Annotated in this window: 17 protein-coding genes; 12 read left to right on the top strand and 5 right to left on the bottom strand. The window is 36.9% G+C overall.

What is annotated here, in order from left to right:
* The first annotated feature begins 249 nt into the window (after positions 1-249).
* The 5 genes from AN161_RS07360 (at position 250) to AN161_RS07340 (ending at position 5,630) form a co-directional block, all read left to right on the top strand.
* Complete coding sequence (locus tag AN161_RS07360; protein WP_053593719.1) at positions 250-765, top strand: sigma-70 family RNA polymerase sigma factor; 516 nt, start codon at positions 250-252, stop codon at positions 763-765.
* Positions 762-1,871 (top strand): hypothetical protein, encoded by a 1,110-nt coding sequence (locus tag AN161_RS07355; protein WP_053593718.1) that lies wholly within the window; start codon positions 762-764, stop codon positions 1,869-1,871. The genes AN161_RS07360 and AN161_RS07355 overlap by 4 nt, the downstream gene beginning before the upstream one ends.
* Positions 1,864-2,421, top strand: a complete 558-nt coding sequence (locus AN161_RS07350; protein ID WP_053593717.1) for a hypothetical protein — start codon at positions 1,864-1,866, stop codon at positions 2,419-2,421. The genes AN161_RS07355 and AN161_RS07350 overlap by 8 nt, the downstream gene beginning before the upstream one ends.
* A 59-nt stretch (positions 2,422-2,480) precedes the next feature.
* The gene (locus AN161_RS07345) at positions 2,481-3,311 is read left to right on the top strand and encodes an MBL fold metallo-hydrolase (protein ID WP_053593716.1); all 831 of its coding nucleotides are present in this window, start codon (positions 2,481-2,483) and stop codon (positions 3,309-3,311) included.
* Positions 3,312-4,427: 1,116 nt separating this feature from the next.
* A complete protein-coding gene (locus tag AN161_RS07340; protein WP_053593715.1) occupies positions 4,428-5,630 on the top strand; it encodes a malic enzyme-like NAD(P)-binding protein in 1,203 nt (400 codons plus the stop codon).
* A 134-nt stretch (positions 5,631-5,764) separates the two neighbouring features.
* Here the strand turns inward: AN161_RS07340 and AN161_RS07335 are convergent, their stop codons facing one another.
* The 3 genes from AN161_RS07335 to gdhA form a co-directional block, all read right to left on the bottom strand.
* Positions 5,765-6,418, bottom strand: a complete 654-nt coding sequence (locus tag AN161_RS07335; protein WP_053593714.1) for a Yip1 family protein — start codon at positions 6,416-6,418, stop codon at positions 5,765-5,767.
* Positions 6,419-6,595: 177 nt separating this feature from the next.
* Entirely contained in the window at positions 6,596-7,282 is a 687-nt protein-coding gene (locus AN161_RS07330) for a phosphoribosylaminoimidazolesuccinocarboxamide synthase (protein ID WP_053593713.1), read from the bottom strand.
* Positions 7,283-7,446: 164 nt separating this feature from the next.
* Positions 7,447-8,820 carry an NADP-specific glutamate dehydrogenase gene (gdhA, locus tag AN161_RS07325; protein ID WP_053593712.1) on the bottom strand — a complete coding sequence of 458 codons (1,374 nt, stop codon included), beginning with the start codon at positions 8,818-8,820 and terminating at the stop codon, positions 7,447-7,449.
* Positions 8,821-9,007: 187 nt separating this feature from the next.
* Between gdhA and AN161_RS07320 the strand changes: the two genes are divergently transcribed.
* The 3 genes from AN161_RS07320 (at position 9,008) to AN161_RS07310 (ending at position 11,913) form a co-directional block, all read left to right on the top strand.
* The gene (locus tag AN161_RS07320) at positions 9,008-9,481 is read left to right on the top strand and encodes a YaiI/YqxD family protein (RefSeq protein ID WP_053593711.1); all 474 of its coding nucleotides are present in this window, start codon (positions 9,008-9,010) and stop codon (positions 9,479-9,481) included.
* Positions 9,471-10,811, top strand: coding sequence for a D-serine ammonia-lyase (locus tag AN161_RS07315; protein ID WP_053593710.1), 1,341 nt, complete (start codon positions 9,471-9,473; stop codon positions 10,809-10,811). The genes AN161_RS07320 and AN161_RS07315 overlap by 11 nt, the downstream gene beginning before the upstream one ends.
* A gap of 400 nt (positions 10,812-11,211) precedes the next feature.
* The gene (locus AN161_RS07310) at positions 11,212-11,913 is read left to right on the top strand and encodes a YwqG family protein (RefSeq protein WP_053593709.1); all 702 of its coding nucleotides are present in this window, start codon (positions 11,212-11,214) and stop codon (positions 11,911-11,913) included.
* Positions 11,914-12,325: 412 nt separating this feature from the next.
* Here AN161_RS07310 and AN161_RS07305 read toward each other — a convergent pair whose 3' ends face one another.
* On the bottom strand, positions 12,326-13,501 hold the full coding sequence (locus AN161_RS07305; protein ID WP_053593708.1) for an alanine--glyoxylate aminotransferase family protein: 1,176 nt from the start codon (positions 13,499-13,501) through the stop codon (positions 12,326-12,328).
* A 191-nt stretch (positions 13,502-13,692) separates the two neighbouring features.
* Here AN161_RS07305 and AN161_RS07300 point away from each other — a divergent pair, with 191 nt between their 5' ends.
* Positions 13,693-14,772, top strand: a complete 1,080-nt coding sequence (locus AN161_RS07300) for a DUF1835 domain-containing protein (RefSeq protein ID WP_053593707.1) — start codon at positions 13,693-13,695, stop codon at positions 14,770-14,772.
* Positions 14,773-14,836: 64 nt separating this feature from the next.
* On the opposite strand, the gene AN161_RS07295 is transcribed toward AN161_RS07300, so the two are convergent.
* Positions 14,837-15,328 carry a hypothetical protein gene (locus AN161_RS07295; protein WP_053593706.1) on the bottom strand — a complete coding sequence of 164 codons (492 nt, stop codon included), beginning with the start codon at positions 15,326-15,328 and terminating at the stop codon, positions 14,837-14,839.
* A 686-nt stretch (positions 15,329-16,014) separates the two neighbouring features.
* On the opposite strand from AN161_RS07295, the gene AN161_RS07290 reads away from it, so the two are divergent.
* From AN161_RS07290 to AN161_RS07280, 3 genes are read left to right on the top strand one after another with little or no spacing between them, the layout of a single operon-like run.
* Complete coding sequence (locus tag AN161_RS07290; protein WP_075807202.1) at positions 16,015-16,713, top strand: nuclease-related domain-containing protein; 699 nt, start codon at positions 16,015-16,017, stop codon at positions 16,711-16,713.
* Between the two features lie 26 nt (positions 16,714-16,739).
* Positions 16,740-17,063 carry a nucleoside triphosphate pyrophosphohydrolase gene (locus AN161_RS07285; RefSeq protein ID WP_053593704.1) on the top strand — a complete coding sequence of 108 codons (324 nt, stop codon included), beginning with the start codon at positions 16,740-16,742 and terminating at the stop codon, positions 17,061-17,063.
* 11 nt (positions 17,064-17,074) lie between these two features.
* On the top strand, positions 17,075-17,371 hold the full coding sequence (locus AN161_RS07280; RefSeq protein ID WP_053593703.1) for a hypothetical protein: 297 nt from the start codon (positions 17,075-17,077) through the stop codon (positions 17,369-17,371).
* Positions 17,372-17,409 lie beyond the last annotated feature (38 nt).

Here is a 17,409-nt window from a genome sequence, read left to right as displayed (position 1 = left end):
TTCGCTTTCGCACAGAAAAAACATTGTTGCTGCCGCTTCGCTTTCGCACAGAAAAAACATTGTTGCTGCCGCTTCGCTTTCGCACAGAAAACATCCGCTGCGCTGCAGGGTCTCATCTGTGACGCTAATCCCCAAGGAGTCGCAATCTCCAATCAACTTATATGCATGACATATACATTTTAAGTAATTTACAAAGTTTTAAAGCCAAATTTGTTATTTTAAGGTCTAATAGGTAAAGGGGGTGAGCTAGTGCAGGAAATACTCGTCCAACGAGCAAAAGAGGGCGATGCAGAGGCGTTCGCACAGTTATTTTCACAGTTTGAGAATGATTTATATAAAATGGCCTATGTATACGTAGGCAATGAGGCTGATGCACTTGATGTTGTGCAGGAGGTCGCTTACCGCAGCTTTAAATACATACATTCATTACAAAGCGTAACTTATATAAAAACATGGTTAATGAGGATTGCCATTAATTGTGCGACAGATTTGCTAAAAAAGCGGGAGCAGATCCTGCCATGTGAGGCGGAGTTAGAAATAAGTGAAGAGCCACTTGAGGAGCTTCCAGAAAAATGGGCGTTGGAAGATGTAATGACAAAGCTCACAAAAGAGGAAAAAGACGTTATTTTACTTCGATTTTATCATGATTATACATTATCTCAAGTGGCTCAGGTTTTGCAGCTAAAATTAGGAACCGCGAAAACCATTTTATATCGTGCATTAAAAAAATTAAAGCAAGCGCTTGAACAGGAGGTACAAGGATGAACGATTTTAAAAAGCAGTTGGATCAAATTGATATCCCAAAATCGTTGCATAAGCGTAGTCTACAAGGAATTGAACAAGCAAAAAAAGAGCAGCAAATCTCTAAGCGCTGGATGCCTAAAATATTGACTGTTGCTGTGACGCTCGCAGCAGGAGGTTTTATAGCTTTAAGTGTAGGAGAAGAGCATGATACACGACAACAGCAGTCGAGCAGTTTATTAGATGGGAGTCTATCCTCACCTATTTTGTATTGGAGCATAGCAATTTTCCTAATGATAATGACTATTTTTGTTGTGAAAATGGCGATTCGAAAAGGGATGGATAAAACGGCGAGTATAGCAATGGGCTTCATTATGGCGCTATTGCTCGGTAATAGTGCATTTTATTTGCAAAATCAATTGCCAAGACCAATCACTGTCCCACTTGTGCAAGACTTTTTTAGTAGCAATGAGTCCTATGACTTTACAATCCATTATATTACAAATAAAAGCGACCGACGTTTTGTGAAATATTTACAGGCCAACAATCTTACATTGCAAGCAAGGGACTATGGCGATAGAGAAAATAAAGGAATCTCATATTATCCAGCAGATGTCACAAATGAAAGTTCTCATCAGTTTATGCGTGCAGCTTATTTTGTTGGAAATAAAGAGGAGATAAAGACACTGATTAACAGTACAGAAGTGTTTCTAGTGCTTGATGATGGTGAAAAGCTATCAACGACATTGCGAATAGATTTTGAGCATTCAGCAAAAGAGTTAAAAGGGTTTATAGGGACATCTGGTAGTTATGATGGTGACAGAACAGCGACGTTTGTTCTGACACAGGATGTAGTGCTAGATACAGTAAATATACCTGAAGTATTAAATCGAAGTATTAGTTTTACAGAAATTAAAGTCAATGAAATTGCATATACGGAAAAGGATTTTCCCATTGCTGTGAAGAAGGGGCAACGAGTAACAATCTCATTCCATATCAGTGAGACAGGAATGGACGTACATGCGAAGGTTGGTGTTAGTGGTCCAGATGGGATGTTACCAATATGGATACAGAGAGAAGCTTCATTTAAAATCACAAAAATAAGAGAGGAGATTGAGAGGCATGATTGATTTGTCAGAAAAGCATCGGCAATTGAATTTATTAAAGTGGCTAACGATTGCTCTATGCTTAAAACTTGTATTTTTAAATGTTTTTCCATACGCCTTCTATGTACAGCAGCTATTGATTTACTTTGCGTGTATGAAGAGTCTGTCTTATTTTAAAGGTAAAACATTGGCCAAACATTACATTTTCATTGGATTCATACTTTTAATTACAAATATTGTAACCTCACATTTGCTTACCATTACATGGCACTTAGTGTTAACAGTTATCGTTGACTTACTCATTATTTTAGAATTCGGCAAAATTATAGTAGAAATTGAGAAACATTATAATATACTAGGTTCTACTCATCGTATTATGAAAAAATATATGTGGATTGTACTCTCTGTTTCCGCATGTTGGACTTTTCTAATGAATATAGAATACGATGCAATGGTCTCTCTATTAATAGTAGGAGCTGTTTTGATATTAATCGCCAATATACGTTTACTTTTCCATTTTCGTAGTTTGAAAAAGGATATTAAATTAGCGATGCGGGTTGTCATGTATTCATAAAATGACTGGCCATTCATTTTGTGCTACACTCTTTTTACAAAGGGTGAAGGAGGAATAGGATGTTTAAACGAGAAAAAAGTATAGAGATTCAACGAAATCGTGATGTGCAATGTGCTCACGGTAAAGTAGCTGTTCAGGGTATTGGAATGAGTGTTTATAGCTTTTTTGTGGATGGGTTACTTATTGACACAGGCTCACACTCACTTTCGAAGGAGTTCCAATCCTTTTTTAACGAAATACCGATTGAGCAATTGGCGCTAACACATTCCCATGAGGATCATGCAGGAAATGCAGCATGGATTCAGCAGCATAAGAGTGTACCTATCTATATTCACCGAGATTCGGTAAATATTTGTGCAGAGGATGGAGAGTATCCATTTTATCGACAGGCATTATGGGGAGAGCGACAAGCGTTTATGGCTCAACCGTTTGGCGATACATTGCAAACGAAATCGGCTACATGGGATGTTATTGAAACACCGGGACATACAACAGATCATGTATCATTTTACAATCGAGAAACAGGTGCAATGTTTACAGGCGATTTATATATACAGACGAAAACTAAGGTTGTCCTTGATGAAGAAAATATCGTACATACCTTGGCGTCTTTGAAGAATATATTAAACTATGATTTTCAGGAAGTTTATTGCTGTCATGCAGGCTATATAGAGGATGGTCGAGCGAAAATACAAGAAAAAATTGCTTATTTAGAAGACATGGAGGGTAAAATAAAACAATTGTTCAATAAAGGTTATTCAGTAGAAGAAATCACAAAAACAACCTTTCCTCGTGATTACCCGATTACAAAAGCATCAGAGGAACAGTGGTCTTCTAAACATATTATCACCGCTTTTATAAATCATTTTACGCAAGAGTCCTTAAAATAAGGACTCTTTTTTTGGTGCGCCCGGCATGCGCATGAGCTATAGGGTGCAAGTCCCGAACCCCGAAGACAGAAGTAGAGGTTAGCCAAGAGCAAGGGTGTCCGTGGCGAAATCTGAAGGNGGGTGTCCGTGGCGACGCGGAATCTGAAGGAAGCTGGAGGCAAAACACCGGTCCGAGGAACACGAATCTCATAGAAGGCTAGGTATGATTGGATGAGTTTGCCAAACAAAACAAAGTCCTTTCTGTCGAAGGTCATATCGAGTAAATGAGGCGGATAGATGGTGTGAAAGTGCATGCGCTTACCCGGGGAGGTCTGATGGAAACGTGAAGTACCCTTCATAACCTATTTGGTGACAAGTAGCTGAACCATCAGAAGTCAGCAGAGGTCATAGTACCATAAATGGGAAGGACCAAACCATGAAGGAGTGTGGAATAAACTCGAATTTCGCTTGATCGATGAAGCAGACAATCCAAAGATGGACTTACTTAGTGGAAGAAATGGTGAATCCCATAGGAGACACAAAGAGGGCTGAGAATACAAGTGGCAAGGAGAGACAGAAAAGCATAACGGACAGGGAGATATAAAATCACTGTCCGTCAGACTTCATGGAACCGCCGTATACGGATCCGTACGTACGGTGGTTGGAGAGGTCGGGAGTTAATCACTCCCTCCTACTCGATTCTTGATTGGAATGACATCGCTAAGGAATGAGAGCTTTAATGAGTAGAACAGAAAGTAAAAAAGAATACTTTAGAATGCATAATATAAAACTTTGTGAAAAAATGTGGAGAAAATGTGACGAAACCAGATGTAATAATGGATGCGCTTACATTAGTTTGTGAAAAATTTCTCATTTACATGAGAAAAATACTATGTGAAGAAGTGAGCAGGCGTAATGGCGGTATTTGTACATTTTTTTAAAAGGAAATCGATACTATAATTATATTAAAATAATTGATTGTGAAACTGATAACAAAATGTAAAATTGACCTAAACGATAATAAATAGCGTTGTTTTAAAGAAAAAATAAAATTGACAGAAAATTCGTTGACTTTATTTTCACAAAGTATTATGATTCTAAAATATATAATAATTCAAAAGAAAAGGATGGGATTGAATGGATATTATGAAAAAGGCTTTAGAAATGCATGAGCATTATAGTGGGAAATTAGAGGTGAATTCAAAGGTACCTGTGCAAGATTCATATGATCTAAGTCTTGCGTATTCTCCAGGGGTAGCTGCGCCTTGTGTAGAGATTGAAAGAAATCCATCACTTGTTTACGACTATACAATGAAAGGTAATATGGTGGCGGTTGTTTCAGATGGTACTGCGGTATTAGGTTTAGGGGATATCGGTCCAAAGGCGGCATTACCAGTAATGGAGGGGAAGGCGATTTTATTAAAGCGTTTTGCCAATGTTGATGCTTTTCCTATTTGTTTAGATACGAAGAATACGGATGAAATCGTCAGCATTGTGAAGGCGCTTGCTCCAACTTTTGGTGCTGTAAATTTAGAAGATATTTCAGCGCCAAGATGCTTTGAAATAGAAGATCGTCTGCGCCAAGAATGTGATATTCCTGTATTCCATGATGATCAGCATGGAACGGCGATTGTCGTAGGTGCAGGGATGATTAATGCCAATCGTATCGTGAAAAAAGATGTGACAACGATGAAGATCGTCATTAATGGAGCAGGGGCAGCGGGAATTGCCATTTTACGTATTCTTGTGCAAATGGGCTATAAAAATATTTTTATGTGTGATACAAAAGGTCTTATTTATGAAGGTCGTGCTGAAGGTATGAACCCAATTAAAGAAACGGTTGCCCATTTAACAAATCCAGAAAAATTACATGGAACATTGGAGGATGCCCTTGTAGGTGCAGACGTTTTTATCGGCGTATCTGTTGCCAATCTATTAACCGAAGCACATATTGCTTCAATGAATGAAAATCCAGTCGTGTTTGCACTAGCAAATCCAAATCCTGAAATTACCTATGAAAACGCCAAGGCATGGGGTGTACGTGTTATGGGTACAGGACGTTCAGATTATCCAAACCAAATTAACAATGTGCTTGCTTTCCCTGGTATTTTCCGTGGGGCATTGGATGTGCGAGCAACAGATATTAATGAGGCGATGAAGATAGCCGCAGTTGAAGCAATTGCCTCTCTTGTAAGTGATGAGGAATTAACAGAAGAATATATTGTACCTAAATCATTAGATGACCGTGTCGTTGAAATTGTTTCGCAAGCTGTAAGTGGTGCTGCCGTTGAGTCAGGTGTATCGGAGCTATTCCACCAAAATACAGTGCTTTCAGTTTAAAATTAATAATCCACCTAAATGATGAAGATGAAGAAAGACTATTTGTTTTTCTTCATCTTCTTTTTTGATGGGGTAAGTGCAAAGTAAATAGAAATGAAAAAAATCCCCTGCTCTCATGGAGAGGGGAGATTTTTTTACATCATTCCATTAAAAATGCCGAAAATGAGAAAGAGAACAATAATAAGAATGATGAGTAAAATAGCAAAAATAATAGTTGGTAGTAAGATTGTAAAGAAGGCCATCCAGTTGGGTATTTGATGTGCTTCTGCAACAGCTCCTACAGTGATAACGATGGACCAAATACCAATCACAATTGTGATGAGAGTCGTTAGCCAAAAAATCCAAGGCATCGTTCCAGCGAAATTAGGGTCCATTAAAGATTCAGGTGACGTAAATAACCAAATTAAATAAAAAGGAATAAGTACTAAAAATGGAATAGCAGTTAAACTTAGCCCTTTGAATAATTGTGAGTACGTACCTGTTCCTTTAAAAAGTTTACCGAACAGCCAAGTGATTAGTGCGGCAAAAGCCGTACCAATTATCGCTGAAATCGGTGATAAAATAACACAAAATAGTACGATAAACCAAGGTGACCAGTCTAACAAGGCTTTCTTATCAATAAGGTCCGAAAGTGTAACACCAATATAACCAATTGATATGAGAAGAATCGCAAAGCCAATTGATTTTTCTTCTATCATGAAACGAGTTGTTTGCTTTGGATGCAACCAGATAGACAAAAATGGATTAAGCTTTGGCCTTTCTTGTGGTGTGTCATTATAGTTATCCATCAAATTACCTCCGAAATAATAGTATAATTACATTCTGCGTATATTAGTATACGGATGATTCAATCAAAAGTTTCACAAGAAAGAAAAAATCATCTTGTTTACAAAAAAAGAGCCGCAAGAAAGCGACTCTTTTTGAATATTCCTATCCAGTCAAACTAAAGACATACTAACATGAATTTATTTAGCTAACATGATTTTTTCAAGCTCTAATGGTTCAATGTATTGTTCGCCTTTGTAAGCACGCATATTACCACCTGAAATTTCATCTATTAATAAAATTTCATTTGTTTTAGCATCACGACCAAATTCTAATTTGATGTCGTATAGCGTTAACCCTTTTTTTGCAAGCTCTGCAGCAACAAATTTAGAAATTTCAATTGTACGTTGCTTTAAAATTGCGTATTCTTCGTGTGTTAACAGGTTTAACATGGCTAAAGCATCTTCAGAAATAGGAGGATCTAGTCGATCGTCATCTTTGATGGTAACTTCTACGAAAGAATCTAAATCTTGTCCTTCTTGCACGTAAGCACCGTAGCGACGTAGGAAAGAGCCTACTGCCTTGAAGCGGCAAATGACCTCTAAACCTTTACCGAAAACAGTTGCAGGCTTTACTGTCATTGTTGCATCGTTGAAGTTTGCATCAACATAGTGAGTAGGAACACCTTGTTCGTTTAGTTTTGAGTAGAAATAAGAAGTTAAGCGAAGTCCAGCTAAACCAGCGCCGTCGATTGTTAATCCAACAGTATTAGCACCTGGGTCGAATACGCCGTTTTCACCAGTTACATCATCTTTGAATTTTAATAAGTAATGACCATCTTCTAATTTGAACACATTTTTCGTTTTACCTGTATACAATAATTCCACAAAAAACCCTCCAATATTTCATAGTACTCTATCATTATAACACGAATGTTTTAAATGTTTAATAATAAAAATGTTCGTTTTAAACGATTATTTTCACGTTTTTTAACTTTTTTTTTACTGAAAAATAAGATGATAACGAATGTTCGCTATCATCTTGAATGTTATTAATATACGCCTTCAGCTAGCATACCATCAGCAACCTTCACGAAGCCAGCAATATTCGCGCCAACTACAAGGTTCCCAGGATAACCATATTTTTCAGCAGCCGCTTTACTGTCCGCGTAAATATTTTTCATAATTTCATGTAATTTAGCATCTACTTTTTCAAATGACCAGAATACGCGGCTAGAATCTTGCGCCATTTCAAGAGCAGATACAGCAACTCCGCCGGCATTAGCAGCTTTAGCTGGACCAAATAATACGCCAGCTTCTAAGAATTCGTTAATTGCTTCAAGATCTGATGGCATGTTTGCACCTTCACCAATAGCTTTCACGCCGTTTGCAATTAAAGTGCGAGCTGAATCGCCATTAATTTCGTTTTGAGTAGCACATGGAAGCGCGATGTCACAAGGAATAGTCCAGATACCTGTGCAGCCTTCTGTAAATGTAGCATTTGGACGATAGTTTAAGTAAGTGGAGATACGATCGCCTTTTACTTCTTTAATTTCTTTAATTGCGTCAAGATCTAAACCATCTTGATCGTAAACATAGCCTGAAGAGTCAGAGCAAGCAACAACTTTTGCGCCATAGGATTGTGCTTTTTCAATTGCATATGTTGAAACGTTACCAGAGCCAGAAACTACAACTGTTTTACCCTCGAATGAATCATTGGCATCTTTTAGCATTTCGTTGACAAAATATACAGTACCGTACCCAGTTGCCTCTTTACGGGCTAAAGAGCCGCCGTATCCAGGAGTTTTACCAGTTAATACACCAGATTCGCTTGCTTTTGTTAAACGCTTGTATTGACCCCATAAATAGCCAACTTCTCGAGCTCCAACACCGATATCACCTGCTGGAACATCGACATCTGGACCAATATGGCGGTATAATTCAGTCATGAATGCTTGACAGAAACGCATGATTTCTGAATCTGATTTTCCCTTAGGATCGAAGTTTGAACCACCTTTACCACCACCGATTGGTTGGCCTGTTAAAGCATTTTTAAAGATTTGTTCAAAGCCTAAGAATTTGATAATTGATTCGTTTACGGAAGGGTGGAAGCGAAGGCCGCCTTTGTATGGCCCCATTACGTTGCTGTACTGAACACGGTAACCACGGTTTACTTGAACTTGGTTGTTATCATCTTGCCAAGCAACACGGAAGGAAATGATGCGATCTGGCTCAACGATACGAGATAAGATATTGGCTTTAATATATTCAGGGTGTTGTGTAAATACAGGCACTAATGAGATGAAAATCTCTTCAGCTGCTTGTAAGAACTCCGCTTGATAACTATTTTGTTGTTTTAATTGCTCGAATACGCCATCAACGTATTCTTTTGCTAATTGTTCGTTGCTTACAATTGTAGTTGTCATAGTAAAAAACCTCCAGTTATTTGATATTTGTATCGTATATCTATTTTTCGCACTATTCAATAAAATACTTTTTCCAACAGTCTTAAGTTTGTGAAAAATTGAGCAAGTGGAGCTGAGAATTTGTTATATTAAAATAATAATAAGATGAGTGATCTATCAAATTGTGAGAAAGGAATGATGCTTTATTGTGAAGGTTTTAATTGATGCTGATGCCTGTCCAGTCGTGGATTTAGCACTAACTATATCATCTGAGTTTGAGATAGAAACAATCTTGTTTTGCGATACATCCCACCGTATTGAACGTGATAATGTAATAACAATTATTGTTCCTAAGGGACCGGATTCGGTTGATTTTACGCTAGTGAATGCGCTTTCAAAGCATGATATTGTCATTACGCAGGATTACGGTTTAGCAGCTATGGTTTTGGCAAGAGGGGGTTATCCAATCGATCAAAATGGACGAGAGATGTCCGATGAAAATATCGAACGTTTGCTCGAAATGCGCCATGTTGGACAAAAATTTAGACGTGCTGGTGGACGTACAAGGGGGCCAAAAAAACGAACACAAGAAAACAATATTTCGTTCGAAATGAAATTTCGACAAATTTGTGAACGAGCAATTTCAGCACAAAAAATGGAGGAACCAGAAGGTGGAAAATGAACTTAAACACGAACTATTTAATCAATTTCCTAAACTAAAAGAGTTAGCAAATCATGATACTGTGCTTTGGGAAAATACAAATTGGCAAAAAAAGGCGATGACAAATCTTTTTTCAATGGAGGAAGTTGAGAAGGCAGAAGAAACACTTAAACGCTTTTCTTCCTATTTAAAAATAGCATTCCCAGAGCTTTTGGAAAGCAATGGACTTATTGAATCATCTATTCAAGATATAACACTGATAAAGAAAGCTCTTGAAAAGGAGTTTGATGTTTCAATACCAGGTCAATTTATCTTAAAATGCGATCATGCCTTGCCAATCTCAGGCTCTATTAAAGCTCGTGGTGGTATTTTTGAAGTATTAAGGCATGCAGAGCAGCTTTTGATGGCTAATGGAAAGCTAACAAAAGAAGATAATTTTGCTGTGTTGGCAACAGAGGACTTTCATGCTTTCTTCCAGCAATACACAATTGCCGTAGGTTCTACAGGTAATTTAGGCTTAAGTATCGGCATTATGGGCAAAAAACTCGGCTTTAATGTCGTTGTACATATGTCGAGTGACGCCAAAGAGTGGAAAAAAGCATTATTGCGAGAAAAAGGTGCGACCGTTATTGAATATGAAGCCGACTATAGCGTTGCTGTAGAACAAGGTCGTCGAGAGGCTGAACAAGATCCTATGTGTCATTTCATTGATGATGAGAATTCGAAGGACTTATTTGCAGGCTATGCAGTGGCGGCAAAGCGCTTAAAAATACAGTTTGAAAAGACGAACATTACTGTAGATGAAGCCCATCCATTGTTCGTTTATTTACCTTGTGGTGTAGGTGGTGGACCAGGCGGTGTTGCGTACGGCATTCGTGAAATTTTTGGAGAACATGCCCATATTTTCTTTGCTGAACCAGCAGCATCTCCTTGTATGACAATTGGTTTAATGACTGGTTTACATGACGCCATCAGTGTAGAAGATATAGGTCTTGATAATAAAACCGAAGCGGATGGCCTTGCTGTTGGTCGTGCGTCAAAATTTGTTGGCAAAGTGATGGAAACGTATGTAAGTGGCTGCTACACAGTTAAAGATGAGGAATTATTTAAATCACTAGCATTAGCCATGGAGGTAGAAGATTTATTTTTAGAGCCATCTGCACATGCAGGGATGTTCGGACCGATTCAGTTAATGAAAAAAGGACAAAGTTATTTAGAAGAGCATGATTTAGTTGATAAGATGGAGCAAGCAACCCATCTTGTATGGGCAACAGGTGGAAGTATGGTGCCGGTGGAAATGCGGGAGGAATACATGGCAAAGGTAGTGCAAGGAGCAAGAATTAATGATTAAGGTAGTTAGTTAATGAGAAAACGCAAGAATGCGATCGGAATCAACATTCTTGCGTTTATTACTTTTCAAAATTTGATCGCAAATTTATTCAAAACATCACATCGTGTCTTATTTAGATGTTTAGTATTTGGCGCTTACAAATGTTGTGAAAAAGGCTTGGGAAAGTAAAACGGCAATTGCCAATCAAGAAACCCTTTGCTGATTTGTTGGTGAAGTGTTAAGTTAATCATGAGACAGATACGCTCCTTTGGAGGATGGTTGTTTGGTGATTTTCATTTTAACCAAAAAGTGGATTCTGTCTTTTCATTTTACTTAATGGGAATTATTTTCAGTTTTTGCTCATTTAGAGTATGTATATTAAGAGAAATCATTTCTAGCAACAAGAAAGAGTTGATACATAATGAAGCATTCATTAAAGCAGGCGATTGTTTTAAAAGCATTAGAGGAGTCAGTAACTTATACGGATAGTAAATTAGGTGGACGACCTTATTGTAAGTTAGGTGATAGCTTTCCTGTACATAGTAGTGGCATACCTTATATGTTTTTGGCTCAGCTTAATTTTTCTCAGCTACCCTCGCTAGAAGATTACCCGCAGCAAGGACTTCTACAGTTTTTTGTGTTGGCAGATGAGGATTATGGTGTTTACGAGGATGGTTATTATTGTCGATATTACGCGGATTTTGAGCCCTCTCATGATATAGAGCCTTTTTCTGATGAGGAGATGGAGTATGAGCTATGTGAACCAATTATCTTTGGTGGCCCTTATGCATTTAAGGCAACATTACGCGAAGAGTTAGTACCGTACACAGATCCTCGCTCCGTTCATTATGACTTACCAATGGAGAACCCTGCATATTCAAAGTATTTTGATCAAACAGATGGTAGTGGCACGAAAATAGGTGGCTACGCATTTATGGATAAAAATAGTTTTGATAAGAATAATGGCAATGCAGAGCTGCTGTTTCAATTAGATATGGAGGGGAATGCCCAAAAGACATATGCCATGATAGCAGACTCTGGTACATTGCAATTTTTTATCGAGCGAGATTCTCTAATCGCAAAGGATTTTTCTAAACTTTATTATTATCTTTACAGCATGTAATAGATATCGTCGCGCTGAGGCATTGACGATACGATTTTTTATCGCCTTCGCGTGTAAATATGCTTCGAACATAAGCGTCAAATAGCGCCCCCTTAGTAACAGGTGGGCGCTATTTGACGCTTACAGATGTATAAATATCTGATTTGTGCCTCTTGAAAAAGAAAAACGGAAGTATGGTATTACAGATTTCTGTTCCTCTATTGCATATTCCCAAGGAGTCGCCCAGCCTTCACGCCAATCAACTTATATGCAATCTTACGAAATAAACAAACCTCCAAATCTATGCGTAGATTTGGAGGTTTAAAGCTTTATCCCACATAATAACCAGCTAGATAGGAGATTAACTGCTCGTATAAGCTCAATTGGTGGAGACTAACCGGTAGGGATGAAGAAGCCCTCACTGATTAAAGTTTCACTTTATCGTTGCAATTTTATTTTGCTGAGCAGCTAAAAATACTTCCTGTGCTGCTCGCACACCTGCACCTGGCACAAAGTCATATTCAAAGTCTTGAAGTGCGGCTTCCATTAAAGAAACGGCCTGTAAAATATCACTTGGAAAACAATAGCCCATATGACCGAATCTAAATATTTTACCCTGCAAATGACCGAGTCCTCCAGCGAAATCTAAATGATATTGCTGCTTTAAATGTGATAAGAAGTCACCGAGTGCAATCCCTTTTGGTGCCATAATCGCTGTAATGGTCGGAGAAGCATGCTCATCAGTAGTGAGAAGTTCAATATTAAGAGCGTTCATTGCATGACGTACCATGTTTTTCAATAGTTCATGGCGGGCAATTGTCTTTTTAAAGCCTCCTTCTTCCTCTATAAGTTTACAAACCTCGTGGAGTCCATAAATAAGTGTTACAGTAGGCGTATTTGGAGTCATCCCTTTTTCTGCCCAGCTATGATAGCTTAATAAGTTTAAATAATAGGACGGTGCTTTATTTTCTTCAATGACTTTCCAAGCTCTTTCGCTTACGCTGACTAAGGAAAGGCCTGGAGGTAACATCATGGCTTTTTGAGATCCTGTAATAAGAATATCGATTCCCCAAGCATCCATTTCAGCAGGAGCTCCACCGATGCAACTTACACCATCGACAATACATAAGGCATCCGTTTCCTCACGAACAACTTGTGCTAATTCAGCGATTGGGTTTAAGATACCAGTCGAAGTTTCATTGTATGTGACAAAAACAGCCTTAATATCTTTTAAAGGCTGCAAAAATTCTCGCAGCTCCTTAGCCGTGCAAGCTTGTCCCCATTCTTTTTCAAGCTTATGTACATGAAAGCCATATTTCTCACAAATCGAAACGAAATAGTCTCCGAACGCTCCAACAGTAATTACAACAACATTTTCACCAGCAGAAACAGTGTTAACCGCTGCGGCCTCTAAAGCGGCCGTACCACCTGATGGAAGGAGTAAAATATCCTGCTTTGTCCCAAAAACAGGCTTCACTAATTCAATTGTTTCACGGTAAAGCTTCACAAATTCATTGCTTCGATGACTAATAATATCGTGATTCATCGCAAGCTGAACCTTTTTCGGAATTGGTGTAGGTCCTGGATGTCTTAAAATATTTTCATACACAATTATCAAACCCCTTTGTAAATTAAAAATAGAAATTCTAAATTTTCTAACTATAATATAGCATATTTATTCTGTTATCTAACTGCTTTTTCATAATTTGATAAGTCATGTGTCGTATGAGAGTAGAAAATACAACGAATAGTTCTCAATTTTTATATGTTAAAATTTTTATATAAAAGGGGGGCTGAGTTATGGAATGGAAAGTAAATTATCCATTTATTTATTTTTTATTGGAGTTAAATACGGTTTTTGTCTATCGAATTAAAACACATAATTATTTGAACGCATCGGATTTGATAGATAGTAGTGAATGGGAGGCATATGAATTACAGCATCTTTCTCAATTTGAAACATTCAACCATGAAGAAAGTGAAGCAATTGAGGGTTGGGGATTCTCGCTAGAGTACGATAAATTATGCGACATAGTAGAAATTGTAAATGACTGTATTCAAAAACATCGTTCTGTAGACCAACGATTAACAACGCAGGCAGTTCATATTGTGAGCACTGAATCTGCTGCAGGTTCAGTGAGAGTAGCGCTTGCGCCACCTAAACATGTGATTGGATTCCCTGATTGCTTCTCAATTGGACCATTGTGGAAGCTAGAGGAGAAAAGAGGTCAAGACTTCCGAAATGATTGGTTATTTGAAAATATTAACGATGGAGAGGAAGATGTTTATCAAAATAAGTTTACAAATACTTTGCGTGAAATAGAAGATATTCCAAATCATGTTCCTATCTATATTTGGTATGGTAATAACGCAGATGAACAATGTGGACTTCGTTATTTCCTCTATTTATTGCGAGATAAATCAAATGAGATTTTCCTTATTAATACGACAGAACATAGTAAGACTAATTGTGCGACAAGTCAGCTAAATTCACAACAATTGGCGCAGCTTTTTGTGAACATAAAAGAAAGAAAGCAACTAACTACTCAGGACCGTCTTATTTTGCAAAATGAATGGGAAATAGTATCGCAAAATAACGATGTTCTGCGCCTATGGATTAACAATGAAATAAAAGGGGTACCAGAAAATTATTTTGATCCACTTATTATAGAGACGATAGAAAAGCTACATAATGAACAAGTAACAAAAGATTTTATAAAGACGGGAACAGTGATTGCGGAACTCTTACCTTTAATCGACGAGCTTCCCAGTGTCTTCTTTTTAGAATGTAGAATAAGATTTTTAGTGTATAGTGGGGTGCTTGCATTAAAAGGTATTCCTAAGTCCATGAGACACTATAGTGTAAAATTACGTGAATAAGTCGAAAACCTCTTTAACCTTGTATTTTAAAGGAGTAAAGAGGTTTTCTATTTTGCATATGTAATTATGCAACGAAAGGTTTATTCATTTTTATTAAGCCGTAGATAAAATAGAATAGTCCGAATGTAATGAACGATAAAATAATATAAAGTACAGCTCTCCCAGGCTCACCCGACCAACGATAAAAGAGGCGATATGTGAAATACAAAACATAAATACTAACACCTAAGGCAGCGAGTATACCTATAAATGGAATGAATGAAACAAGTAAAAATCCAGCATAAATTAGAACATTCTTTTTCGCTTCGGCACGAACTGTTACGTCATCATCACCCTTTGCAGTTAATAAGAAAAGGCTATAAACGTTAATAACAGGAATCCAAGCGACATAGGCAAGATCATCAAAGCCATTTGCTTTAGATGCCTGATAATAAATAAGTGAACTAATAATATAGCCTGCAATACCCATCACAAGAAAAATTAACATAATGATGAGAAACAAACCACCGAAAAACGCATCATAATCATAATCATTATAATAATAAGAATCGTACATTGGAAAACCTCCTTTCAAAAAAATACTTCATAATAATAACAATACTAAATGGTTAAATCTACAGTGAAAAATACCAGGGATTTTATGGAAATGATACATATGTCCTGTTTTTTGGGAATGTTTCTATTATTTTAGTGATGAATTTTGATAAAAGATTGATCGAATTGCAAGTAAAAAATTTGGAATCATTGGAAATATAGTGGTGAAGAATCATTTTATACAAATTTTTCAGTTGTAGATTCTACTAATATTGTAACGGAAGTAAGGGAAAGTACATCATATGCTGTAATTAAAGTATAAATGTATAGATTTAGCTTGTACTAACGGAGTAAATGAATATCACTTAAGTTAAAGAATGGAGAAAAACGAGAGTTAGCGATAATTGACTGAACATCAAACTCGGGAAATATTCTTATGCATTGCTGAGAGTTTGGAAGAGGATTTATCCAACGGACAAGGTGATCCGCACTTAGAACAGAGACATGCGCGTTAAGCCATGAATAGTGATGCAAGAATAATAAATCCATAAAATCAAACATTAGTACTGGATTGTTATAAAAAAATCTTTTGTTGATAAATATTTTGCCTAATAATAAAAAACGAAAAAATACCCTTGTAAATATTGGTATAATAATTTTGTAGAATCATTTTGGGTTTTTCTGTGAAAGGATGAAAGGTTAGGGGGAATGGGTAAGTTGTTTCTATTTATTATTTTTATATTGATAGTGATAAGTTTTTACTTTATGAAAAAAAATTATCGGAAAAGTGTCTATTATAAACTGACAAAAAATAATTTCTTTGCAGTTAAACTCAATAAAGGGAGAAATGGTGAGTATCTAACATCGAAAATTATTGAGAAGCATGCCTTACAAAGTCATAAGCAATTATTAAATGTATATGTTCCAAAAAGAAATTCAGATGAATTAACGGAGATTGATTTACTTTATATTGATCGAACTGGTCTATATGTGATTGAATCAAAAAACTATAGTGGTTGGATTTTTGGCAATGAAACACAACAGCAATGGACACAAACGATGCCCAATAAGAAAAAATATAAATTTTTCAATCCAATCCGTCAAAATGCTACGCATATCCGTGCAATTCAAGATTTTCTAGAACTTCCAAAAGAAGCAATTCATTCTATTATTGTCTTTAGTGAGCGCTGTACATTGAAAAAAGTGATAGTCACTTCCCAAAATGTACATGTTATAAAACGAGAAGATTTAAGGCGTTTTATCCAAACACAAAAACAAACTGCAACACAGTTTTTCTCTCAAGACGATATTCAAACAATTTATAATAAGCTCGTGCCTCAAATGCAAGTATCCAATGAAGTCAAAAAACAACATATTCAAACGATTCAGCAGAAATACAGAAAATAATTGTATGTTAAAAGGGGACAGTAGGGATGCCAGTATACAACAAATTAGTACGTGATTTAATTCCACAAATAATTGAAGCGGGGGGTAAAACATGTAGCATAAGAGTATTAGAACAGGGAGAACATTTAGAAGAAATAAAAGCGAAAATGCAAGAAGAGGCATTAGAATTTCTAGAGGCAGTCTCTCCAAAAGAGGCCATTGAGGAACTTGCGGATATGTTGGAATTAGTACATGCAGCTTTACAAATGTACGGCGTGTCCTATGAACAGTTGGAACAGCTACGTATTCAGAAGAAGATGCAACGCGGAGGATTTTCGAAAGGTATTTATTTAGTTGAGGTGAAGGAGTAGGGGGAAACAGTATGTCTCATGATTTAAAGGTTGGTGAAATACGTGAGCAATATGTAACTGAACATCAGATTTGGCAACATCTGAATAATTTTTACTACCGTTCTTCAGTCTCGACATCTTATAAGTATGTGTTTTTTAAAGCATTGCTTGAAAACTTATACAATGTAGACGAAAAGTTAGTACTCAGTTATGATCAAATATTTTATTCGTTCACAAATATATATTGGAATCTGGTAATTCATCACAAGTTAGCACAATCACCAAATAATAATCAATTTCGCCTTGGCGTAATTGCGTCCGGATTTTGAATTGTGCCCGCACAATTCATTCCTTTCAAAATCCGTGA

The organism is Lysinibacillus sp. FJAT-14222 (assembly GCF_001278875.1).
GTDB classification, from domain to species: Bacteria; Bacillota; Bacilli; order Bacillales_A; family Planococcaceae; genus Lysinibacillus; species Lysinibacillus agricola.
This window is presented reverse-complemented; position numbering and strand designations above follow the sequence as displayed.